Raw genomic sequence first — 23,787 nt, 5'->3', positions numbered from 1 at the left:
ATTTTAAATTTGAAATGAGAACACGATGTATACAATTTTAGGCTACTTGTGGCAGTACATCACTAATCCAAAAGCGATCATCGCACTGTCGTTGCTGGTGGCGCTAATTTCATCGTATTCATATATTCCCCAGACCATTTTCTGGATTTTGCTGGCTCTGTACGTGCTGATGTTGCTTGCATATGGCATCTACTGGTTAATTCAGCGTCGCCGACATGCCAAACAAGGAGAAGAACTGGCACAGGCAATTGAAAAAGAAATCGAAACAGAAACGCATTCATATAACAATAAAGACGAACTGCATTTGATGCAGCAACAAATGAAAGAGTCGGTTCAACTGATTCGTAAGTCTCGCCTTGGAGATAAGAAGGGCAACGCGGCATTGTATGAGCTACCGTGGTACATGGTGATCGGGAATCCTGCTGCGGGAAAAAGTTCTGCAATTTATAATTCTGGCTTAAAGTTTCCTTTTGAAGAGAACCATCAGAAAATGGTCTCTGCGGGACTCAGTGGAACGAGAAACTGCGACTGGTTTTTTTCGACTGACGGTATTTTACTGGATACCGCGGGGCGCTACTCGGTGTACTCAGAAGATCACTCTGAGTGGTTGGGCTTTTTAAGCCTATTGAAAAAAAATCGCCCGAAGGCACCTGTGAATGGACTGATTGTGATTGTGAGTATTGCAGAGCTCATTAGTCAAAGTCCTGAAAGTTCGCTCAAGCTTGCGAAAAACTTACGTGCGCGTATACAAGATCTGACCGAAAAGCTTGAAGTAATTGTTCCGGTTTATCTGGTCTTTTCAAAGATGGATTTAATTGCAGGGTTTACCGAATTTTTCGATTGCTACGAGGCGCAAGAATACAACCAGGCTTGGGGCGCTACACTGCCGTATGAGCAAAACTCATCGCAAAATGCTGTGGATCTTTTTGATCATCATTACAATGTTTTGTATGAAGGGCTAAAAGGGGTTAGTACGACACATCTAAGCCGGCGTCATGCGCAAAATATTTCACCGAGCGTCATGACCTTCCCACTCGAGTTTAAAACACTTAAACCCGCATTAAGAAGCTTTGTTTCAACCCTATTTGAAGATAATCCGTACCAGTTCCAACCTGTATTTCGCGGCTTTTATTTTACCAGTGCCTTACAAGAGGGTGTGGTCGAAAGCCCGATGACCGAGCAGATTGCTCAGGAGTTTCGCTTATCGGCCATTGAACATCCCGAACATCCACACGCAACTCAATCGCAGATTCAAAATCACGGTTATTTCTTAAAAGGATTATTTTCCGATGTGATTTTGCGTGATAAAGAACTGGTCAAACAGCACATCAATCCAGCCAAAAAACGTCAGCGCCACGTTGCCTTTATTGGTTCGTTAGTGGGGGTTGCTTTGATTTTGGGGGTATGGGTCTGGTCATATCGCAATAATCAGCAACTGATTCAAGATGTGCAAGCCGATCTAAACAAAGTGGTGCAATTAGAAAAAACTTCCGGTCAGCAACTTTCAACCCAACTGGATGCACTGTTGATTTTACAGGAACGGTTGCAACAGCTTGATGAGTTTGATCAGCATCGCCCGCTCAAATTTAGTTTTGGTTTGTATCAAGGTAATCGCTTGCGTGAGCAACTGCGTGCCGAGTATCTCAATGGTGTTCGTCAAATTGTATTGATACCTACGCAGCAAAATATTGCGCAGTATTTGCAACGTGTAAAAGGCAATGAAGAGTCGCTTAAAGCCAATCATTCCAATGTCGAGATCAAACAAGTCGTAAAAACACAGCAGTATCTCGAGCCATCAGACAGCAATCCGCAAGATGCCTATAATGCACTCAAAGCGTATCTGATGATGAGTAATCCGCAATACCGCGAATCGAGCCATTTAAATGATCAGGTGACGCGTTTCTGGCGCTCTTGGCTAGATGCCAATAAAGGTCAGATGCCGCGCGGTGATATGATCCAAAAAGCTGAACAAATTTTATCTTATGCACTGACACTGACCACCGATTCAAATTTCCCGGTGTTACAAGCCGATAGCCAACTGGTCGATCAAACACGTCAGGTCTTATTGGCCGTAATTCGGGGAATGCCTGCGCGTGATCGTGTGTATAACGAAATTAAAATGCGTGCTGCTGTGCGTTATCCTGCATTAACTGTATCGCAGATTGTGGGTGAAAACAGTAAAGGAATTATCCTAGGCAGTTATGCGCTCCCGGGAATGTTCACTCATAAGGCATGGACTGACTATATCGAAACCGCTATTGATGAAGTCGCCAATAAACCTACAGACACCAAAGACTGGGTGCTCAATAGTCGCCAATCGGATGACCTGACCTTTTCGGGAAGCCCAGAGCAGATTCGCAAACAATTGGTGGCGTTATATAAACAAGACTATATCGCAGAGTGGCGTAAGTTTTTAAATGGTGTGCATTATGCCAAAGCCACTCAATTTAGCCAGCAAGTGAAAAATATTGATGTTTTGGGTGAACCGCAAAATTCACCGATTCGTACCTTTCTTGATCGGGTTGCAATAGAAACCAACTGGGATAACCCGGTGGTTCAGGCCGAACTGGCTGCACCGCAAAAAGGTTTTATTGCATGGTTTAAACGCAAAGTGCTTAATCGAGATGATGATAAGCTTAAGCAACAAGCCATGAGCAAAGCCCAAGGGCAGATCTCACAGCAGTATCAGATGTTTTATCAACTGGTGCGCAAACGCGATGATCAGCAAAACAAATCACTGTTAGATGAATACCTTGAAAATCTCGCGCAAGTGCGTAGTAAATTCAACGAGCTGAAAAATGCGGGTGAGATTGGCCCAAGTGCAATCACTTTGGTGAAACAAACCATCAACGATCAAACTTCGGTGTTTAATGTCACACAGAAATTGATTGATGAAAAAATCTCGGTCGGCGCAAATGAGCTGGATCAGCAGATGTTGCAACGCTTTTTAGTGACGCCGCTGACGCAGTCTTTTGACAGTCTGATTGTACCTGCACAAGACGAAATTAATAAATTATGGACCATGCAGGCCTATCAGCCATTTAGTACCAATTTAAGTCAGAAATATCCGTTTAATTCATCGGCTACATTGCAGGCCACCAATGCTGAAATCGGGCAAATTTTTGGTGAAAGTGGCAGCATTGCGCGCTTTGTTAAAGAAAATCTGGATCCGCTAGTGATTCGACGTGGCTATACACTGACCTCAAAAACATGGAAAGACTTGGGCATTAGCTTAAATCCTCAGTTTGTGATGAATTTCCAGCGTTATGTTGCGCCGATTAATGGCATGGCAACAGGCGAATTAAATCAAACGCCTGCTGCTGCACCAGGGGCAGCTCAGTCTAACTTCCAATTTTATCCATTACCGAATAGCCAGTTCAGCTCGTATACGATTGATATCGATGGCCAGCGTATGACCTACGAGAACGGTATTCAACAGTGGGTCAATTTTGTTTGGCCAAATCAAGGTGCAATACCGGGTGCTCGTATTACAGCAGTCGATTTACAAGGAAAAACCCATACCATTTTTGATGAGCCGGGTGAGTATGGCATTAATCGACTGATCGACCGTGCACAGCGCAAAGAGCAAAATGGTAGTTTTGAGATGACATGGAAAAGTAAAACCGATCCAAATCTGATGGTCAAAGTGAATTTCAGACTCATCAGCGGTAATCACTCTGGCAATATTGGCTCAAGCCGTGGTTATACGGGCTTACAACTGGTCGATAAAGTCACCACCACCAAGGCGGTTCGTGTAGTGGCTGCTCAGCAAGCACCCACTGTACCTTCAACCAACAATACACCAGCTGCTGGGGCACAGGCACCAGCGACGGGAGCACGCCCATAATGAGAAACAACCAGTCTGACATAGGGAGGAATGTATGCAGCACGTAAATACCACTCCCTTGTATTTTGGTAAAAGTCCAGCACGTGGCGACTTTCTAAAAAGTAAAGGGCAGCCCTCACTGCTCCAATTGATTGATCAATGGATCACGGAGGCACTGGAAAATGCAATGCAATCGCCTGAATTCAAAGCTCGCTATGCCGATTTTCCAGCGCTGGACTTTTTTATTGCCAACCCACAGGAAAAGATGTTTCTGGCTGCCAATCTGATTACCAGTCAGGACAGTTCTGGACGTGCTTTTCCAATGGTGCTGGGTCAATTGATGGATGTGGAGCAGCCTTATCAGAATATCTTGTTTGCGCCGTATCGCTACAAAATGCTGCTGGTCGATTTGTATCAAAAAAACAAGGTGATCAAAACCATACGTGAGCCGGGCATTTTGCTGGACAAACTCAATCAACTGCCAGCACAGGCACAGGTTTTTACTGCTGAGGAATATGCAGGATTTTATGAAAACCACACCATGCATTCATTTGCACAACTGATGAAAATGAATGTATATCAGCTGGCACAAAGCATGATTGGTTTGGGTTTGTTGCTGCAACCGATTTTAAAAAATGGAACCAAGCAGCTCAATAAGGTGTTGGTTCTGCCGCTCAATAATCCGATGTATTGCTATGAAATTGCCGCTTTTTGGGTCAGTTTAATTGGGCGTTTTTTAAAGCAAGACAACACCGAAGTGTTAATTGGATTGTTGCATCGTGAGCAGCCGGTACTTTTATTTGGGTTTCAAGGTGCAGACATACTGGCACTGAGTGATCTGTTTGTGCAAAACATGCAAAGTTCACATTGGGTTTCGCTGGTTGAAGCTCAGTGGATTGACCGCTACCTTGAACAAAATGCGGGACTGGCCACCTTGGAGCAATCGCTGTGTCAGCGGCAGTTAAGCCTGTCACAAGGCTTGAAGCTCTTTAGACAAACATTTTTAGATGAATAATCATGAAAAAAAATAACTTACGCAGCCTGAAATTTGGATTATTGCTCAGTACGCTTGTCGCAGCTTCAACTGTCTTTGCAGAGCCGATTGTGGTTGAAGGCGTTGTGCCTAACGCCGCCTCAAAACAAGCCATTTTGCAAAAAATGCAGGCTGTTTATGGAGCTGATCAGGTGATCGATAAAATTCAGGTTCGTCCGGTCAATGCACCAAATGGCTGGAGCGATTCAGTCACTCAAGTGATCAGTCCCGATCTGAAAAAAGTCAAGCAGGGCAAACTCACTGTGCGCGGCACTCAAGTTGAATTGACGGGTAAAATGACCAATCCAAATGACATCCAACCCACTATTCAGCAGTATCAAAATTTGGTCCAGCCACCGTATCGATTCAACTCACAATTAACGGTAAATCAGGCTGAACAAAAAATTGTCGATGATGCGTTAAAAAATCGGATTATCGAATTTGAATCAGGAAGTGCAATTTTAACGGCTTCTGGTCAGCAAATCTTAGACGAAATGGCAGCAGCACTGAAAAAAGTGGGTGGTAAAAAAGTCAAGATTATCGGGCACACCGATAGCTCAGGCGATGCCGGTAAAAATCTGGTTTTAAGTCAAGAACGAGCGGGCGCAGTAAAAAACTACCTACTTACGAAAGGCTTATCGAGTGATAATTTAAGCACTGAAGGTTTAGGTTCAAGCAAACCGGTGGCAGATAATACGACAGCCGAAGGACGACGCAAAAACCGACGCATCGAGTTTGAGGTGCAATAAGAACAGCACATACAGGAGGATTTATGGCACTTCCATATATTACCATTGGCTCACCAACAACAGGCGGCGGTAAAGTGATCACCGCCAACGCAGGTTTTTTAATTGAGGGAAAGGCGGTTGCATGTGTCGGTGATAAAGCCACTTGCCCTAAACATAAAACAGTTGCGACCATTGTGGCTGGAGACAATCATATGCTGATGATGGGTAAAGCGATTGCCCAACATAATTCAGCGCTGTCTTGTGGATGTAAATGCATTGCCAATCAATCCTTAACCGTGGGGAATAACTAAAAATTAAATTTTCCAGCCCTTGCTTTTTAAATTAGAAGAATCATATTAACAATGAATGGTGCTATTTTTTGTGAACTTAAAAATAGCATCGAAGTATTGGGTTACCGATTAAAAAATACAAAATAAAGGATAATGAAATTATGTCGCTTTCTTATGAAAATGAAAATAACGGTGCATGGCAAACCTATCTGGCTCAAGTAGACCGTGTGACGCCATATCTTGAAGACGCTTTGGTGCCTTATATTCATACATTGAAGCGCCCTAAACGCGCTCTGATTGTCGATGTGCCGATTGTCATGGATGATGGTTCCATTCAGCATTTTGAGGGTTATCGTGTACAACACAATTTATCGCGAGGGCCAGGCAAAGGCGGTATCCGTTATCATCCGGATGTTGAGCTCAATGAAGTCATGGCTTTGGCCGCTTGGATGACTATCAAAACCGCAGTATTGAATTTACCGTATGGTGGCGCCAAAGGCGGGATTCGGGTTGATCCTAAAAAACTGTCTAGCCGAGAGCTGGAACGCCTAACCCGACGTTTTACCAGTGAAATCAGCCCAATTATTGGGCCTCAAAATGATATTCCTGCGCCCGATGTAGGCACAAATGCCGATATCATGGGCTGGATGATGGATACCTATTCAAGCATCAAAGGACATACTGTCACAGGTGTTGTTACAGGCAAACCAGTTCATCTGGGTGGCTCGCTTGGGCGCGTACGGGCTACGGGCCGCGGCGTATTTGTGACAGGACTAGAGGTCGCCAAGAAAATTAATCTACCAATCGAAAACAGTCGGGTCGCTGTACAAGGCTTTGGTAATGTAGGCAGCGAAGCAGCATATCTATTTCATAAATCCAATGCACAGGTGGTATGTGTACAAGACCATACGGGTACCATCTATAACGAAAACGGACTCGACATCAAACAGCTACAAGAGCATGTGCTTAAAACCTCAGGCGTGGCTGGATTTCCTGGCTCAGAAAAAATCGACGATGACGCTTTTTGGCACATCGATATGGATATTTTGGTTCCAGCCGCATTAGAAGGGCAGATCACCGCAGAGCGTGCCCAGACCTTAAAAGCCAAGCTGGTACTTGAAGGCGCGAACGGACCGACTTATCCAGATGCAGATGATGTACTGGTGCAGCGCAATATTATTGTGGTGCCGGATGTACTTTGTAACGCTGGTGGTGTAACGGTCAGTTATTTCGAGTGGGTGCAGGATATGTCGAGTTACTTCTGGACAGAAGCCGAAATTAACGAGCGGCTCGACAAGCTGATGATTCAAGCCGTAGCAGATATCTGGCAAAAAGCGCAAGATAAGGTCTGTACTATGCGTACCGCCGCTTATATCTTAGCCTGTGAACGCATTTTAAAAGCACGTAAAGAGCGAGGAATTTTCCCCGGTTAAGCTGTTCAGTGAAGGCAGTGATTTATACTGCCTTCACTGTTTTGAGTGAAGTTCCAAATATCGATTTTTTGGGTTTTTTGTACACAGATTTGGAGTATACTCAAATTGAACTTGCTCAGTTTAGGGCAAGCAACCAGATAATGGATAATCTGGAACTGTATGCCATCTGAAACCATGGCACATAAATTGCTGTAAAACAATAAAGGTTAGCTAGGTGAAAAGGATATGCTGTCACTCAGCCAAGAGATGGATCTTAATCATTCGTCACACAAGGCGGAATTTGCCCATCATTTGATGTCAACTATTTGTGGCGAACATCGTCTCGACACCACGTGTAAAGATACGCTGAATTTTCATTATGAAGGGATGCGTTTGCCGTACCGTAAAATGGCGCTTGGCAAAATTAGCTATGGGGCCAATGTTGCAATCAATACCTCACAACTGCGTGCTTATAGCATCAGTTTACCTTTCGAAGGCAAGCAAACGTTAAATGTGCGCGGCGAAACCTATTTTTCAAATCGAGATAGCGGCTTAATTGTGTCTAATGCAGAACTGCAAGATTTAATGATCGATAAAAATTGTAAAAAATTTCAGGTGGTCATTCCAGAACAAAGCCTAAATTCCGTGCTGTCCGAACTGGTCAAACAGCAAATCGATAAGCCAGTATTGTTTAATCCCGATATGCATCTTGGAAACAACCCATATATTGCAGCGTGGTGGAAAAATATTGAAACGTTTTTACAGCTTAAGTCGCAGTACGCGGGTTATGGCCTGCAACTTTGGTCTGAAGATTATGAAAACTTTTTGATTAAATCGTTGTTACTGTCACAAGAAAACAATTATAGCGAGCGGTTGCGGCAGCAATCCTATTTACAAGAACCCGATTATATTCGACGTGTTCGTCACTATCTGGTTGAACATGCGCATGAAGCGATTTCAACTGATGAATTACACCATTTAGCAGGCGTATCAAAATCGAAACTCTATGAAGAATTTCAACATTATTATGGTATGAGTCCGCTGGTGTATTTGCGCAAATATCGCCTACAACAGGTCCGAAAAATTCTCACGGCTTCCGCGCATAAAAAAATCTCGATTTCAAAACTGGCGTATGATTGGGGATTCAATCATTTGGGACGGTTTTCACAAGAATATCGTGATGAATTCGGTGAAAGCCCGAGCGAGACGCGAAGTAAACTTTAAAACAGATTCATTTAATTGATTTTACAAGCCCAGATTTTCTGGGTTTTTTATTGAAAATAAAGTCATGGTCTTATTTTTTTATATTTTTTAATTCAAAAGCGTAATTCGTATCTTTATGACGATTTCTAATGATCTGTTCGGTTTTCATTGACCAATGCATTCTCTCGCACTGGATGGATAGTACTCGCAATTTTTGGACAGACGACAACCCGTATTCAGCGACATGATAACTCCAATCACAGGGTCTGGAGTGAATCCGATGTCAGGTCAATACATTGAAGTAAAAACAGCAACAGGACAATCATTTACGGCCTACTTGGCCGTTGCAGAGGGTGGTAAAGGCCCGGGCATTGTACTTTGCCAAGAAATTTTCGGCGTGAATGCAGCCATGCGTGCCAAAGCAGACTTTTTGGCAGAAGAAGGATATACCGTTTTGGTACCAGATTTATTCTGGCGTACAGCACCACGAATTGAACTGGCGTATACCGAACAAGATTTTGCAAAAGCCTTTGAGTTATACCAAGCCTATGATGAAAACTTGGGAATTGATGACATCCGCGATAGCTTGGCAACGCTTTCAACACTTGAGAGTTGTGATGCCTCAGCAGGGCTCGGGGTCGTTGGCTATTGCCTAGGTGGAAAGCTCGCGTACTTAGCCGCTTGCCGATTACCTGAGGTGGCATGTGCTGTGGGCTATTACGGCGTCGGTATTGATCACGCCTTAGACGAGCTGAATAACTTAACAGGTCGATTGGTGCTTCATATTGCCGAGCTTGATAAATTTACTCCACCTGAAGCACGTCAAGCTATCTTAAATGCCACGGCTCAGCATCCACGTGCACAAGCCTATGTGTATGAAGGCGTGGATCATGCCTTTGCGCGCCCAAATAGTGAGCATTATCACAAACCATCGGCACGCTTTGCGCATGAGCGTAGCGTGACTGCACTGCATCAGACCATTGGACCGGTTTACGATCTGGTGGCTTTATGGGAAGAGCATATTCGGCATGAGTTTGATACCCGGGATGTTCCTGCCACGATGGCGACAATGGTCAAAGAACCTTATGTCAATCATATTCCAACACTTACTGGTGGTGTCGGTCAGCGCCAGCTTGCACGCTTTTATCAGCATCATTTTGTTCACCAAAATCCAAAAGATATGAAAATCACCTCAATCTCACGCACGGTGGGATCGACGCAGGTGGTCGATGAATTCATCATGAGTTTTACCCACGACAGTGAAATTGACTGGTTACTGCCTGGTGTCGCGCCAACCGGAAAATATGTCGAGATTCCAATGCTGGGTGTGATCCAGTTCCGTGGTCCAAAGCTATGTCATGAACATATTTATTGGGATCAAGCATCTGTACTGGTACAGATCGGATTGCTTGATCCAACGGGTTTACCTGTTGCGGGCGTTGAAACGGCCCAGAAGCTGCTCGACGAAGAACTGCCATCCAATACGCTGATGCCGTCATGGGCCTCAAGCGAGCATAAGCCAGTTTAGGCAGCACAGGAGAATGCTATGAAAATTGAAATGACAGACAAAATTGCCGTGGTGAGTGGTGGAGCCACCTTGATTGGTCGTGCCGTGGTGCAGGCACTGGTTGATGCTGGTGCCAAAGTTGCAATTCTCGATATCGATGCCAATGGTCAAGAGATCGCCAACAGCATGCACGGTCAGGCTGTTTTTATTCAGACCGACATTACCAGTGATACAGGGCTGCAACGTGCGCTTCAACAGATTCATCGTCAGTTGGGACGTGTCGACTTTTTGGTTAATCTGGCCTGTACCTACCTAGATGATGGCTTTAAGTCGACTCGTGGTGATTGGTTGCATGCACTGGATATCAACTTGGTGTCGGCGGTCGAGTTGACTCGCACGCTATATCCCGATCTGCAACACAACCGCGGAGCGATTGTAAATTTTAGCTCGATTTCGGCCAAGATTGCGCAAACGGGTCGCTGGCTGTATCCAGTCAGCAAAGCGGCAATGCGCCAACTGACCCAGTCCATGGCCATGGATTTTGCTGCTGATGGCATTCGGGTCAATTCGGTTTCACCGGGCTGGACATGGTCAAGAGTCATTGCCGAAGTCAGTGGCAATGACCGCAAAAAAGCCGATGCAGTGGCTGCCGATTATCATGTTTTGGGTCGCTTGGGCGAACCTGAAGAAGTTGCAAATGTTGTTGTTTTTTTACTCTCTCCAGCGGCGCGTTTTGTCACTGGTGCCGATTATGCCGTCGATGGCGGATATTCGGTTATGGGACCTGAAGGGAATCAACCGGCTATTCCACGTTTAGCCGATGAAGCGTAATCGCACACGCGTTAATTTACGAAAGACATAGAAAATGGGAGAACCATAATGCGTAATGTAGCAATTGTTGGTGCGGGTCAATCTGGCTTGCAACTCGGATTAAGTTTACTAGAAACTGGATATACCGTCACAATTGTGACCAACCGGACAGCAGATGAGATTCGTCAGGGGAAGGTCATGTCCAGTCAGTGTATGTTTCATACGGCCTTACAAACAGAACGTGATGTTGGCCTGAACTTTTGGGAAGAACAGTGCCCCGCAGTAGAAGGGATTGGCTTTACGCTGGTTAACCCTGAAACTGGCGATGCTGCATTTAGCTGGAGTGCACGTTTGGAGCGCTATGCTCAGTCTGTAGATCAGCGTGTCAAGATGCCGTACTGGATAGAAGAATTTGAGCGCCGTGGTGGCAAACTCATCATTCAGGATGTTGGAATTGATGAGCTCGAACAACTGACGGCCGAGTATGAGCTGGTGCTTTTGGCAGCGGGTAAGGGCGAAGTGGTCAAGCAGTTTGAACGTGACGCTCAGCGTAGCACCTTCGATAAGCCGCAGCGTGCCTTGGCACTCACTTATGTCAAGGGAATGAAACCGATCTCACCTTATTCACGTGTGACATTTAACGTGATTCCGGGTGTTGGAGAATACTTTTGCTTTCCAGCGCTCACTGTGAATGGACCATGTGAAATCATGGTGTTTGAAGGTATTCCTGAAGGGCCAATGGATTGCTGGCAAGATGCCAAAACGCCTGAACAACATCTTCAAATGAGTAAGGACATCTTAAACACTTATTTACCTTGGGAAGCCGAGCGCTGTAGCGAGATTGAACTGACCGATGCGGGAGGGTACTTGTCTGGACGTTTTGCACCTTCGGTACGTAAACCAATTTTAACCTTGCCATCTGGACGAAAAGTATTTGGTATGGCCGATGCACTGGTGGTCAATGATCCAATCACGGGTCAAGGATCGAATAACGCCGCCAAATGTAGCAAGATTTACTTCGATGCAATTTTGGCCCGTGATTCTCAAGAATTTAGTTCGGAGTGGATGCAGCAAACTTTCGAAAGCTACTGGAACTACGCCGAAACCGTGGTGGCATGGACCAATAGCTTACTGGTACCGCCTGAGCCGCAAATGATTGACGTATTGGCGGCAGCGAGCCAAAACCAAGCGATTGCTTCGACCATTGCCAACAATTTTGACGATCCGCGCCAGTTTGCACCGTGGTGGTTCGATCAAAGTGCAGCGCAACGTTTTATTCAGTCGAAACAGTGTCAGAAAGTGGCGTAATACAAAGGGAATTGGTGAACGATATGAATACATCCATGCAACAAGGCTTAAAAGCAATTGACCCTGAAAACCCAAGAGAAATACGTAATTTGCTGGGACAGTTTGCCACAGGTGTGACCGTTATCACCACACGTGGACAAGATGGTCGAAAAATTGGAATGACCGCAAACTCGTTTTCGTCATTGTCGCTTGATCCGCCTCTGATCTTATGGAGTTTGTCAAAAACTGCGCCGAGCCTGCCAGATTTCACACAGGCAGAGTATTTTGCCATTCACATGCTGGCCCAAGAACATCATGTATTGTCTGGACATTTTGCCCGCAGTGCAGAAGATAAATTTGTCGGGATTGCACACCGTGAATGCGAATATGGCGTACCGCTTCTTGATGATGTTTTGGCAACATTGGTCTGCAAAAATGTCAATCAATACGAAGGTGGCGATCATCTGATTTTTATTGGTCAGATTGAGCATTACCAGCAACGCATGGGTGAACCTTTGGTTTTTCATGCGGGACAATACCGGATTGCAGCAGCACATCCTGAACTTAGTGTTTAAACAACAAATCACGATCATCCAGATCGTGATTTTTTTTGGGGATTTAAAATGAAAAACAATGTGATTAAAAAGGGATTTCTAGCAGGGACAGTGGTTCTAGCGTCGGTTTCGGCTTATGCCTACGACTTACCGACTGTCAACTTGGGTTTAACCAGCTTTATGGATGGTGGATTACCCGCAGGCCCGGGCTGGTATTCTCAAACTTACCTACAAAACTATGATGCTTCCAAACTCGTCGACAATAATGGCAATACACTTGGCTTACCTAAAACCGACTTAAGTTATCAGGCAATTATTGAGCAAGTCAGTTATATGTCGAATATACGTGTAGGACAGCATGCCGGGTTGGGTTTAAATTTTTTACTGCCATTTGTCAGTAAAATGGACATGGATGATGGCTTAAATAATGCGGCCATTAAAGCCCAAGGTGGATTTGGCGATTTAATGATTGGCCCGTTTATACAGTTCGATCCAGTGATGGGAGCTGCGGGGCCAAAATTTGTACAGCGTATCGAGTTTCAGGTGAATTTGCCAACGGGTGAATATGATCGAAATAAAGATATTAATCCGGGTAATAATGCGGTATCGCTTGATCCGTATTGGGCAGCCACCTACTGGCTAAATCCGAAGTGGACAGCATCGACGCGTATTCATTACCTATATAATTTTAAAAATAATGAGCCAGGCTATGCGTTTGATGCAGCAGATGACATACAAGCAGGGCAAGCCATACACGCCAACTTTGCAACCGACTATGCGGTAACACCGCAGCTACGTCTGGGGATCAATGGATACTGGTTGAAGCAAGTGACCGACACAGAAGTCGATGGCGAGAAAGTCAAAGGTAGACGTGAACAAGTTTGGGCTATAGGCCCGGGGGCAATGTATAGTTTTTCCAAAAATGATCATTTGGTTGCCAATGCTTATTTCGAACAAGATGCGAAAAACCGTCCAGAAGGCACACGCGTTTCGTTCCGTTACATCCATCATTTTTAAAGTCATTAAGCGCAGTACTTGTGACCTATTTAATTTCGGTTAAATAGGTTGAAACTGTAGTATTCAAATACTATGGCTGAACACAGTTTAAGAAAAGTTACGTAAATACATTTCTGGATGTTCAAGGCTACCGCGTCGTGTTGAAGATGGTAACTCTCCATAACGACGTTTATATTCTTGAGAAAAACGTCCTAAATGGCTAAAGCCCCATTTAAAAGCCACATCGGTGACTGACGCTTGTTCGTTTTGCATCAGCTCAAGATGTGCCTGCTCAAAACGTAATTCTTTTAGGTAGGCCATAGGCGTTGTATTTAAAAAGCTTTTAAAGCCTGCAAATAAGGTACGCACACTTACACCAGCATGCTCGGCAAGCTGTTCGATACTCAGTGCCATATGCAGGTTTTCTCGCATATAAGCCTCGGTTCGCTTAATAAAATACGGAGAAACGACCTTCTCTTTGGCCTGATTCAAATGCTCAAGCAAGGTATTTGATTGACCGTATAAAAGGGCATTGAGCAGATTGGATTCAAATTGTTTAAACACCATAGGATGATGCAGTGGATGATTTTCACATGCCAGTGCTTCCATTAAGGTGGTCATCAGTTGTAAAAAATATCCGCCACTATGCGTTGAGAAATCCAGTTTGGTTTCAAAAATAGGCATATGACGTGTGCTTTCAGGCAAATGCTGTCTGCAATGTTGTACTAAATCATCTTTGTCAATTTTTAAAATAAGCTGAGGAGAATGCGCATGCCAACGCATTTTCAAGGCTTGATCTGGTGATATGACTGAAGCAACTTGTGGATAGGAAATAAACTTTTGCTGGTCTACTTCAATTTCAGCATATCCTTGAGTAGGAATCTGGATAAGATAGAATTTTTCAAGATGATCGGGTTCAATATAAACATCGGTGCCGTATTCAAGACGGCTGATTGATAAACGGCCAGTTTTAAGATGGTGCATCGACGACTGAAATTCGCTCTTTTGTTGCACAATTTTGAGTAAATGCGGTTTAAAAATCTGACCAACACTTTTGCAGGTTTCCCCAATATCCTGATGCTGAAAAATCAAGTTTTGCGATGAAAAAATCGAGCACTGTTGCAAGTGACGTCCATTCAGTTCTATATGGGAATTGGCCTGACTCATAACATATTCCTTTTGGGCTAACGTATTGAATTGAGCAGCATGGCGACAAAACAGCAGCTCGGCGAAATCAACACGACTTAAAATATTTAAGTGGCTTATCTGAATAAAGAATCAAGCAAAAAGTAGACCAGATCAGGAATTTTATCTACATGATCGTAGCAATCTGTATGTGATGAAGCTGAACATACAAAAGGTCAGTCATGTAAGAATTTTGTTGAAAAACTAAGTGAAAACGGCCTGTAAGGGTTTACTTTTTCTAAACGCTTTATTCGATCTTAATCCTTAAGATCTGTATTCTTTTATAGCAAATTCATTTGGTCGTATCAATGTATTTGCGTGAATTGCGACAGGTAGCACCTATATAAAAAATAAAGAATCTGCATGGTTGAACATGCAGATTCTTTGTCGTTTTTTTAGCATAAATAAAAGATTGAGCTGATTGAAATAAGCAGCCTCAGCTTAGGTACGTGCCGTATTGCTTTGCAGAAATTTTTCGCTATAAACATGGCACTGATCAATCGCATGCGTATCAAGCCAAGACTTAACTGCTTCAATCATTGGAGGAGGGCCACACAGATACATGTCAAAACTTCTCTCATCTAGCTGTTCTTTATTCAAGTGTTCATGTATGAAACCTGATTTACCAGTCCAGCTTTCAGATGCTTTGGTCACAATCGGGTGATAACTGAAGTCCTTAATACGTTCACCGTAGGCCATCAGACGCTGCTGCTCGCACAAGTCAGCTTCGGTATTGACGCCGTAATAGAGGTGAACAGGAGGCGGATTGGGTTGATCGGCAATATTATCGAGCATGCCTAAAAATGCGGATAGGCCCGTTCCACCTGCAATAAACACCAGTGGGCGCTCAACCTCGCGCAAATAAAAACTTCCCAGAGGCGCTTCCATCATTATAGTTTGACCAACCTGACAGCGCTCACGTAAATAGTTACTCATTACGCCATCTGGTAAAAGCCGAATCAGAAACTGTAGCTGATTCTGTGCGTTTGGTCGGTTGGCAAATGAGTAAGAGCGCCAATCCTCGGTTTGAGGAATGTGAAGCCGTGCATATTGACCAGGCAAGAAATCGAGCTGCTTGGTATGGCCACTTGCATCAAGATGTAGAATCGCCGTCGTTTCCGAAACCAGTTCAACGCCAGTGACTGTGGTGGCAATTTTTAAGGTTTCACCTGCATTACAAATGCTTGAGTGATGATCAAAATAAAACGCAGCATTAGATTTAACGCGTGTCTGGCAGGCAAGCATTTTTCGCTCTGCCAGATCACGTTCACTTAATGCGTCTTCATCGACATATTCTTGTTCATAAATCCCTGTTTCACATTTTCCCTGACAGGTTCCACATACACCTTCACGACAATCTAGCGGCAGATTAATTCCCTGACGAACAGCAGCATCAAGCAGCAATTCGTCGGATTGAACAGAAATAAAAAAGGTTTTGCCGTCGGCAAAGTTGAGTGCAACAGAATGACTCATATCGGCCTCCCTAAACGTGATAGAAATCCAGTACGGAATCTATTTTGTCGTTAAGTAAAATGCTGTGCTGACGGCGAATGCGAAAACTGTCTTCGGTTGGACGAAGCACGTAAGTTGCTCTGCCGTAGAAACAGCCTTCCAGTCCTTGACGGTTATACAGGGTACGCCAGCTTACTTTCGCCTCGACAAGGCCATCGTCACGTGTTTGCACCTGCACATTGTGAATATTGTGCTGAGTACGAGGCAACGGGGTAGCAGAAGCTGCCTTGCCTGTACGGATACGAAATACCCGGTCTTCAAGACCAGAGCGGTCTGCGTAGTAAATATAAGAGAGTCCCTGATTTGGATCTTCTACATAAGTGTGGTCATCAATCCACTGCGGAATATGATATTCACTGTCTTCATCGTAGAGTTCAAGGTAGGCATCCCAGTCATAGTTGTCGCAGAGTTCCGCTTTTTTGTAGAGGAACTGGGAAACTGCATAGTGAAGTTCTAAAGACATGATTACACCTCATCCGTTACAGACTGATTGTCATAGGTTAGGTCATGCATCTTGAGTGCTTTATTGTTAAGTCCGTCAAGTAACAAGCGCTGCCAGTGACCATGTTGATTGACATAGAGTCCTTCGTGCGTAAATTCACGGCCTGTGATCACAGGCTCGATGCCTAGGTCTAGAGCATTTTGTGTTGGGCCATAGGTCCATTTATGATAGCCACGCGAGATATCACTCCAGCGTTCGATACGTCCCTGAAAACCTTTTTGCTGTTCACGGAATTCAACCAGATCATCGGGTGTACCTAAGCCCGATACATTAAAGAAATCTTCAAACTGGCGAATACGGTTACGGCGTGCTTCAGCAGATTCGCCTTTCACCCCGATACACTGACTAATTACCTCGGTTTTATTCCACGCGACTGGACGAACAATTCGAAGTTGTGAACTGATTTGATCCATAAAAAACAGGCTTGGATACAAGTTGAGGTTACGCAAACGGTGCATCGCCCATTCGGCATGTTTGGCACCAAATTTTTCGACCATATAAGGCATAACGGTGTCGTAGCCGGGACGCACAGTAGGATTTGGCATATCACTGAACAATACGCTGTGTCCGTGTTTGAAACTAAACCAGCCATCATCGGTTTCTGCATCGCCTGCACCGAGTTTGCTGTAGTCGAGTGTATCGAGCTCTCCACCTTTGGCAGCATTCACTTGCTGACGATGCTGTACGGTCGAAACATAGTTGTAATGTACGGTACTGACATGATAGCCATCGAGGCCATTTTCATTTTGAAGTTTCCAGTTGCCGGCAAAGGTATAAGCCGATTTACCTTGCAATACTTCAAGTTCGCCTGTAGGCGATTGATCAACCATCAAATCGAGAAAAATTTTGGCATCGCCTAAAAAGTCTTCTAAAGAATCGGTGGCTTGAGTATCTAAACTGACAAAGATAAATCCACGATAACTGGCGATACGTCCTTGCTTTAGACCACGACTGGACTTGTCGAAGTCATCGCAGTATTCACCCGGTGCCTTCACCTTAACCAGACGACCGTCCGACTTGTAACACCATGCATGGAACGGGCAGGTAAATACCGACTGATTACCTTTGGCAACGCGTGTAAGCGTTGCACCGCGATGCTCGCAAGCATTGACCATGGCGTGGAGTTCGCCTTTGCCATCACGGCTAATAATCATCGGTTGGCGTCCAATTTGAACGGTCAGGAAATCGTTGTTGTTTGGAATTTCACTTTCGTGGCAGGCATAAATCCAGACCTTTTCAAAAATGAGTTCCATTTCTAACTCAAACAGTTCCGGCTCGGTAAACATATCGCGAGCAATCCGATAGACACCATCATTTGGGCGAAAATCGATACAACCTTGTACAAAATTTTGCCATTCGGCGAGGTTACGTGCAGTCATGGGCTCATCCTCTATCCAATCAATGCGTTTTATTGATTGAACCGCGATTTACTGCCGCACTCTATCCAGATTTTCCGGATCTTTATCCACTTTATGCAATTTATTTGTGGCTTAATCGGTCTGTTCGTTTTTCAAGATGAAGATGAGGTAAATGAAATAGACGACGATGTTGTCTGTTTGCAGCGACTGGTTACAGTATGTTGTTGAGACTGGTCAGCATGTACGTCTTGGATCACTATAGAGGATACAGCGTGGAATATAACGTGCAGGAGCAACCCCAATGATTCACATTCGTTCATTCAGATCTGGTGCATATGCACTTGGAAGCATGATACTACTTGCATTGAGTAGTGTTTCATTTGCCAGTTCAAATGAAGCATGGAAACAGCACGATCAAGCCATGAAAACAGCCTGTGTTAAGGCCAGTCAGCTTAAAAAGGTTAAACTGGTGAGTAATATCATGCTGTTTGATGATCGTGCGGGATATTCGGCCGTACTGATGCAGGGAACTTTTCCTCAGGCGCATATGAAAAATAAAACTGGTCAGGAACTCTGCCTATGGAATAAAACCACCAAAAAAGCGTATGTATCGGAATTTAATCGCACCAGCTAAGATGATGCCGACTCAATATTCTTCTTAAGAGCAGACCAGACTTTTTTCACGTGGTCACCGTACACGTGACGCGGTATCATAGCAGCGTTGACATGACGGGACGATATTATGAAGATTGTCGCAGATGAAAATCTTGCGTTTACAGATTATTTTTTTTCATCATTTGGAGAAATTCAGCATCGGGCAGGGCGCTTGCTCACTGCCGAAGATGTGCATGATGCACAGGCATTGATTGTTCGCTCCGTCACTAAAGTCAACGCCGCGCTTATTCAAGACAGTCAGTTACAGTTTGTTGGCAGCGCCACCATTGGGACGGATCATCTGGATACCGTAGCGCTCGATCGTCAGAATGTTACATGGCGCAATGCACCCGGCTGTAATGCGCAAGCAGTGGCTGAATATGTTATTACTGCGCTCTATCAGCTTGATAACACTGTACTCGATCAAGGTAAAAGCTTCCATTTAGGAATCGTGGGGTTAGGAAACGTAGGGCGCCGACTGGCATCGATGGCGCAGCAAATCGGCTGGACAGTGATGGGATATGATCCCTTTGTGCAACTCGACGGCATTCAAAACGTCAGTTTTGAGCAGTTGATACAGCATAGTCACGCTATCTCTATTCATGTACCTTTAACCACGTCTGGAGCATATCCGACACAGCATCTTTTTAATCATGATGTATTTGCTCACATGCCACCAGATAGCATATTGATCAATAGTGCGCGGGGGCCGGTTGTTGAAGAAGCAGCATTAATTGCTGATCTTAAACGTACACAGCGCAAAGTTGTACTCGATGTGTTTGAGCATGAGCCTGAAATCTCAGAAGAGCTGCTTGATTTGGTGACATTGGTCACGCCTCATATTGCAGGCTATAGTCTAGAAGGCAAAGCCCGCGGTACACAAATGGTTTATGAGGCGTTTTGTAAGGTATTTGGCTTTGAAGCGACCAAGCGATTTGAAACCCAACTGCCTCAAGGCGATGCCTATTTCACAGAAAACACGCTGACTGAGGCATTAAAAGCCCATCTTCATCAGATCTACGATATCCAGCGTGATGATCAAAATTTAAGGGCGTGTCTAAAGGCGGGGCGGGTAGACCAGCAAGCCTTTGACCGACTTCGAAAAGAATATCCACTACGCCGTGAATGGGCTGCACACGGAGGCCCTGTGGCATGAGTCAACGCTTTGAAAGTCAGACGGCTTTGCCTACTTGTTCAATTGAGGCACTTAAAGCACGCGCACAGCTCTACCGTACTATTCGAGAGTTTTTTGCCCAGCGTAATGTCATGGAAGTTGAAACGCCGATCGTATCTCAGGCAGGAGTTACTGATGTTCATTTGGCATCTGTGCAGGTGCAACGCCATATCGAAGGTCGTATGCAGCAACAGTATTTACAAACCTCACCTGAGTTTGCCATGAAACGCCTGCTGGCTGCGGGTAGTGGCCCGATTTATCAAATCTGTAAGGTTTTTCGAGACGACGAGCATGGTCGCAAACACAACAGTGAGTTTACTATGCTGGAGTGGTATCGCCCCGGGCTAGATTTACGCGAGTTGATGCATGAAACTGCGGCGCTATTAAACGTGTGTTTAGCGCATCGTTTTGATGAAATTCGCCCACTGGTTTTGAGCTACAAACATGCATTTCAAGATCGTTTAGATATTAATCCTTTACAGGCAACGCTGGCACAATTAAAACAGACTGCACAACGTGTAGGATTGACGCTAGATTTAGGCGATGATCGTTTAGCCTACATGGATTTATTATTTTCACATTTTGTCGAGCCAAGTTTGGGCTTCGATACACCAATTTTCCTCACCGATTTTCCACCTGAAATGGCTTCTTTGGCCAAAGTACGTCTAGATGAAGACGGCGAAGAAGTTGCCGCACGCTTTGAAGTGTATATCGAGGGTTTGGAACTGGCTAATGCCTACGATGAATTGCTTGATGCATCGGTGCTCCGCGCACGTTTTGAAGCAGATAACCAAGAGCGAGACAAATTAGGCTTACAGGTGATGCCACTTGATGAGAACTTATTGGCAGCCTTAGCACATATACCAGAATGCTCAGGCATTGCTTTGGGTATTGACCGTTTGTTAATGGTGGCCACTCAGAAGCTCAACATTGAACAGGTGATTGCTTTCCCTGCATCTAGAGCGTAAATAAAAAAAGCCGCGTTACGCGGCTTTTTTTTATTTATATATTATTGTTCTTGCTGAATACCCGCGACTTTCCAGTCTTCTGTTGAACCCGCAGGCTTAACAAAATGCCAGATCTCGGTAAACGGTTGTGGAAGACTGTTGAGATCTTCACTCACAGTACCTGTGAAGCGTACACTCACCACATATTGACCGTTTTCAGTCGCAGAATCGACGACCATTGCATTTAGGTTGCTAAACTCAGCAACGTCTTGGTCCTGATTGGCCAAAATGTCGTTGTACATCGATGCATACAATTCAGGCGTCAAGTAACGACGAATTTCTTCAACATTATTTGCAGAATTGACAGACTGAATATGGTTAAAACGTTGACGTGCAATACGCAAGAACGCTGCTGGTTCAGTACCATCCGGTAACTGACTACCGCTTTGTGTATAAGCACCACCAAACGGCGCTGCACTTGGTGCAGCTGAACCACCAACAGACTGACCAAAAATATTGGTGTTGTCACCGCCAGCTGCAGCGCGTGGAGCAGCAGGCGTAGAGCTGTTGTTAAACGGTGAAGAACCGCTGTTGTTTGGTGCGTAAGGATTATTATTACCTGCTAATTTTTTTTTAGCACCGAAACGACGGAAAATAAAGAAAGCAATTGCAGCGATCAGCACAATCCAGATCCAGCCCGGTAGGCCGCCTTTTTTCTCTTCTTGCTGCTGTTGCTGAGCCTGAGTCGCTTGCTGTTCTGGCGATGTTGTATGTTTGTCATCAGCCATTGCATTGGCGGCAAGCGCACCCACCGCAGCACCCGCTACACCTGCAGCAACCACTGTTCCCACACCTGGGCCAGAACGTTGAGGTGTTCCCGCTGGCGCAGTTTGAGGCGCTGGCGTAACCTGACGAGGCTGTTGGTAAGATTGAGTCGGTGCCGCAGAGCGAGACATGCCGTGGCTTTTACCACCGCCCGCACGCTTTGCTTCTGCAAGAGGAGCAACAACTAAAGCAGCCATCATGATGCCTGTAATCAGGCCACGCTGTCTTACTTTCATTTAAAATTCCTGTATAAAAAATAAAAACAAAATAAAAAGAATCTAAGACTACATATATGCAGGCTTTTGAGGCGAATTTCAACACAAAAAAGATGTTTTTTATGTCGAAACATATTCGCGTCAAAAGATGCTCCAATTTTATCTTATTCGGATAGCTCCATCGCAGTTTGCAAGGCCTCGTGCAAACGTGATACCGCAATCACCTGTACGCCCTCAATTGCTTTTTGCGGAGCATTACCTTTAGGCAAAATGACATGAGTAAATCCGTGTTTGACGGCTTCCTTTAAACGTTCCTGACCATTTGGAACCGGGCGGATTTCACCCGATAACCCGACCTCACCAAAAACGGCCAGTTGTTGTGGTAACGCCTTGGCTCTTAAGCTAGATGCACAGGCCAGCAACACAGCCAGATCCGAGCCTGTTTCGGTAATTTTTAATCCGCCGACCACATTCACATACACATCTTGTCCAGAGGTTTGCACACCGCCATGCCGATGCATCACTGCGAGCAGCATGTTTAAGCGGTTCTGCTCGAGGCCGAGTGCCACGCGTCGCGGCTGACCTTGTGCATCATCGACCAGTGCCTGAACTTCCACCAAGAGGGGGCGCGTGCCTTCGCGACTAATCATCACAATCGATCCGGGGATCGCTTCATTATAACGGCTTAAAAAAATGGCAGAGGGATTGGCCACTTCTCGTAAGCCCTTATCGGTCATCCCAAAAACGCCAAGCTCATTTACCGCGCCAAATCGATTTTTTACCGCACGAATCATGCGATAACGTGAATCGGATTGGCCTTCAAAATACAGCACACAATCGACCATATGCTCAAGCACACGTGGGCCTGCCAGTGCGCCTTCTTTAGTGACATGACCCACAATAAATAATGCGGTTCCGCTGTTTTTGGCAAAGCGAGTGAGAAGAGCAGCCGACTCGCGAATTTGTGAAACCCCGCCCGGTGCCGATTGCAGTGTTTCGGTATATAAGGTTTGAATCGAATCTAAAATGGCCACCACTGGGCGCTCTTGTGCCAAAATCTCACAAATTCTCTCGACACAGGTTTCTGCCATGACTTTGAGCTGATCGGTAGGTAGATCTAAGCGTTGTGCCCGCAGTGCCACTTGCGACAGCGATTCTTCGCCAGTCACATAAAGTGCAGTACTGCTTTTGCTGGCCATGTGTGTTGCCGTTTGCAGCAAAATTGTGGATTTTCCGATCCCCGGGTCACCGCCAATTAAAACCACCGAACCCGTAACCAAACCGCCACCAAGTACCCGATCAAATTCACTAATACCGGTGGCAACACGCGGTACATTCGAAACCGAAATTTTATTGAGCGTGGTAACAGTGGAGATTTCTCCTGCATATCCACCGAGTTTAGGTTTTGCCCGATGTGGTGTTACGCTTTCCAATCGGACTTCAGTCAAGCAGTTCCATTCTCCGCATTCAGAGCATTGGCCTGCCCATTTAGAATGATCTGCACCACATTGTTCACAGCGATAGACACTTTTGATTTTTGCCATATTTAAAAATTGAAAATTTTCGATAAAGAAGTTAAAACAGAAGGAAGTACAAAATATCGCATGTACACCCAATTTTTTTTAAGGCCACATAAACAAGCGAGTTTTGTATTTGACTGATTAAAGGGAAGTGATCAGGAAAATAACATGATAAGGAATTTTTGCACAATCGTTGAAATTGGATTTTTCTCGATCGTTATCATTCTGTTTGCGCTTCCATGGAGGAAC

General features: G+C 44.9%; 20 protein-coding genes. 14 read left to right on the top strand and 6 right to left on the bottom strand.

Features of this window, described 5'->3' with window-relative positions:
- Window positions 1–25: 25 nt before the first annotated feature.
- The 11 genes from tssM to Aso01_RS01860 all read left to right on the top strand — a co-directional run bounded on the left by tssM (window position 26) and on the right by Aso01_RS01860 (window position 13,667).
- Window positions 26–3,847 (top strand): type VI secretion system membrane subunit TssM, encoded by a 3,822-nt coding sequence (gene tssM / locus Aso01_RS01910; RefSeq protein ID WP_004939555.1) that lies wholly within the window; start codon window positions 26–28, stop codon window positions 3,845–3,847.
- Between the two features lie 34 nt (window positions 3,848–3,881).
- Window positions 3,882–4,841 (top strand): type VI secretion system-associated protein TagF, encoded by a 960-nt coding sequence (gene tagF, locus Aso01_RS01905; protein ID WP_004939539.1) that lies wholly within the window; start codon window positions 3,882–3,884, stop codon window positions 4,839–4,841.
- 2 nt (window positions 4,842–4,843) lie between these two features.
- Window positions 4,844–5,608 (top strand): OmpA family protein, encoded by a 765-nt coding sequence (locus Aso01_RS01900; protein WP_004939537.1) that lies wholly within the window; start codon window positions 4,844–4,846, stop codon window positions 5,606–5,608.
- A 23-nt stretch (window positions 5,609–5,631) separates the two neighbouring features.
- Window positions 5,632–5,898: a PAAR domain-containing protein gene (locus tag Aso01_RS01895; protein WP_004939535.1), complete on the top strand. Its 267-nt coding sequence runs from the start codon at window positions 5,632–5,634 to the stop codon at window positions 5,896–5,898.
- 137 nt (window positions 5,899–6,035) lie between these two features.
- Window positions 6,036–7,310 (top strand): Glu/Leu/Phe/Val family dehydrogenase, encoded by a 1,275-nt coding sequence (locus Aso01_RS01890; RefSeq protein WP_171063767.1) that lies wholly within the window; start codon window positions 6,036–6,038, stop codon window positions 7,308–7,310.
- A 225-nt stretch (window positions 7,311–7,535) separates the two neighbouring features.
- Window positions 7,536–8,513 (top strand): AraC family transcriptional regulator, encoded by a 978-nt coding sequence (locus tag Aso01_RS01885; RefSeq protein WP_004939529.1) that lies wholly within the window; start codon window positions 7,536–7,538, stop codon window positions 8,511–8,513.
- A gap of 259 nt (window positions 8,514–8,772) precedes the next feature.
- A complete protein-coding gene (locus tag Aso01_RS01880) occupies window positions 8,773–10,020 on the top strand; it encodes a dienelactone hydrolase family protein (protein ID WP_004939524.1) in 1,248 nt (415 codons plus the stop codon).
- Between the two features lie 18 nt (window positions 10,021–10,038).
- The gene (locus Aso01_RS01875; protein WP_004939520.1) at window positions 10,039–10,830 is read left to right on the top strand and encodes an SDR family oxidoreductase; all 792 of its coding nucleotides are present in this window, start codon (window positions 10,039–10,041) and stop codon (window positions 10,828–10,830) included.
- A gap of 48 nt (window positions 10,831–10,878) precedes the next feature.
- Window positions 10,879–12,117, top strand: coding sequence for a styrene monooxygenase/indole monooxygenase family protein (locus Aso01_RS01870; RefSeq protein WP_004939518.1), 1,239 nt, complete (start codon window positions 10,879–10,881; stop codon window positions 12,115–12,117).
- A gap of 23 nt (window positions 12,118–12,140) precedes the next feature.
- The gene (locus Aso01_RS01865; RefSeq protein ID WP_004939516.1) at window positions 12,141–12,671 is read left to right on the top strand and encodes a flavin reductase family protein; all 531 of its coding nucleotides are present in this window, start codon (window positions 12,141–12,143) and stop codon (window positions 12,669–12,671) included.
- Window positions 12,672–12,719: 48 nt separating this feature from the next.
- Window positions 12,720–13,667 carry a SphA family protein gene (locus tag Aso01_RS01860; protein WP_004939512.1) on the top strand — a complete coding sequence of 316 codons (948 nt, stop codon included), beginning with the start codon at window positions 12,720–12,722 and terminating at the stop codon, window positions 13,665–13,667.
- Between the two features lie 87 nt (window positions 13,668–13,754).
- Here the strand turns inward: Aso01_RS01860 and Aso01_RS01855 are convergent, their stop codons facing one another.
- From Aso01_RS01855 to antA, 4 genes are all read right to left on the bottom strand, one after another.
- The gene (locus Aso01_RS01855; RefSeq protein ID WP_004939511.1) at window positions 13,755–14,813 is read right to left on the bottom strand and encodes an AraC family transcriptional regulator; all 1,059 of its coding nucleotides are present in this window, start codon (window positions 14,811–14,813) and stop codon (window positions 13,755–13,757) included.
- 459 nt (window positions 14,814–15,272) lie between these two features.
- A complete protein-coding gene (antC, locus tag Aso01_RS01850) occupies window positions 15,273–16,304 on the bottom strand; it encodes an anthranilate 1,2-dioxygenase electron transfer component AntC (protein WP_004939508.1) in 1,032 nt (343 codons plus the stop codon).
- A gap of 10 nt (window positions 16,305–16,314) precedes the next feature.
- Entirely contained in the window at window positions 16,315–16,806 is a 492-nt protein-coding gene (antB, locus tag Aso01_RS01845) for an anthranilate 1,2-dioxygenase small subunit (protein WP_004939507.1), read from the bottom strand.
- Between the two features lie 2 nt (window positions 16,807–16,808).
- A complete protein-coding gene (gene antA / locus Aso01_RS01840) occupies window positions 16,809–18,224 on the bottom strand; it encodes an anthranilate 1,2-dioxygenase large subunit (RefSeq protein WP_004939504.1) in 1,416 nt (471 codons plus the stop codon).
- 280 nt (window positions 18,225–18,504) lie between these two features.
- On the opposite strand from antA, the gene Aso01_RS01835 reads away from it, so the two are divergent.
- The 3 genes from Aso01_RS01835 (at window position 18,505) to epmA (ending at window position 20,999) form a co-directional block, all read left to right on the top strand.
- On the top strand, window positions 18,505–18,837 hold the full coding sequence (locus tag Aso01_RS01835; protein ID WP_004939503.1) for a hypothetical protein: 333 nt from the start codon (window positions 18,505–18,507) through the stop codon (window positions 18,835–18,837).
- A 108-nt stretch (window positions 18,838–18,945) separates the two neighbouring features.
- The gene (locus Aso01_RS01830; protein WP_004939501.1) at window positions 18,946–20,013 is read left to right on the top strand and encodes a 4-phosphoerythronate dehydrogenase; all 1,068 of its coding nucleotides are present in this window, start codon (window positions 18,946–18,948) and stop codon (window positions 20,011–20,013) included.
- Window positions 20,010–20,999 carry an EF-P lysine aminoacylase EpmA gene (gene epmA, locus Aso01_RS01825; protein WP_004939499.1) on the top strand — a complete coding sequence of 330 codons (990 nt, stop codon included), beginning with the start codon at window positions 20,010–20,012 and terminating at the stop codon, window positions 20,997–20,999. Before Aso01_RS01830 ends, epmA begins: the two co-directional genes overlap by 4 nt.
- A gap of 41 nt (window positions 21,000–21,040) precedes the next feature.
- On the opposite strand, the gene Aso01_RS01820 is transcribed toward epmA, so the two are convergent.
- Both Aso01_RS01820 and radA read right to left on the bottom strand, forming a co-directional pair.
- Window positions 21,041–22,039 (bottom strand): Tim44 domain-containing protein, encoded by a 999-nt coding sequence (locus Aso01_RS01820; RefSeq protein WP_004939497.1) that lies wholly within the window; start codon window positions 22,037–22,039, stop codon window positions 21,041–21,043.
- A 143-nt stretch (window positions 22,040–22,182) separates the two neighbouring features.
- Window positions 22,183–23,562: a DNA repair protein RadA gene (gene radA, locus Aso01_RS01815; RefSeq protein ID WP_004939495.1), complete on the bottom strand. Its 1,380-nt coding sequence runs from the start codon at window positions 23,560–23,562 to the stop codon at window positions 22,183–22,185.
- Window positions 23,563–23,787 lie beyond the last annotated feature (225 nt).

Origin of the sequence: Acinetobacter soli (assembly GCF_000760595.1) — a bacterium.
In the GTDB taxonomy this organism is placed as follows: domain Bacteria; phylum Pseudomonadota; class Gammaproteobacteria; order Pseudomonadales; family Moraxellaceae; genus Acinetobacter; species Acinetobacter soli.
Note: the sequence above shows the minus strand (reverse complement) of the source record. Positions and strands in the feature narration are given on the sequence as shown.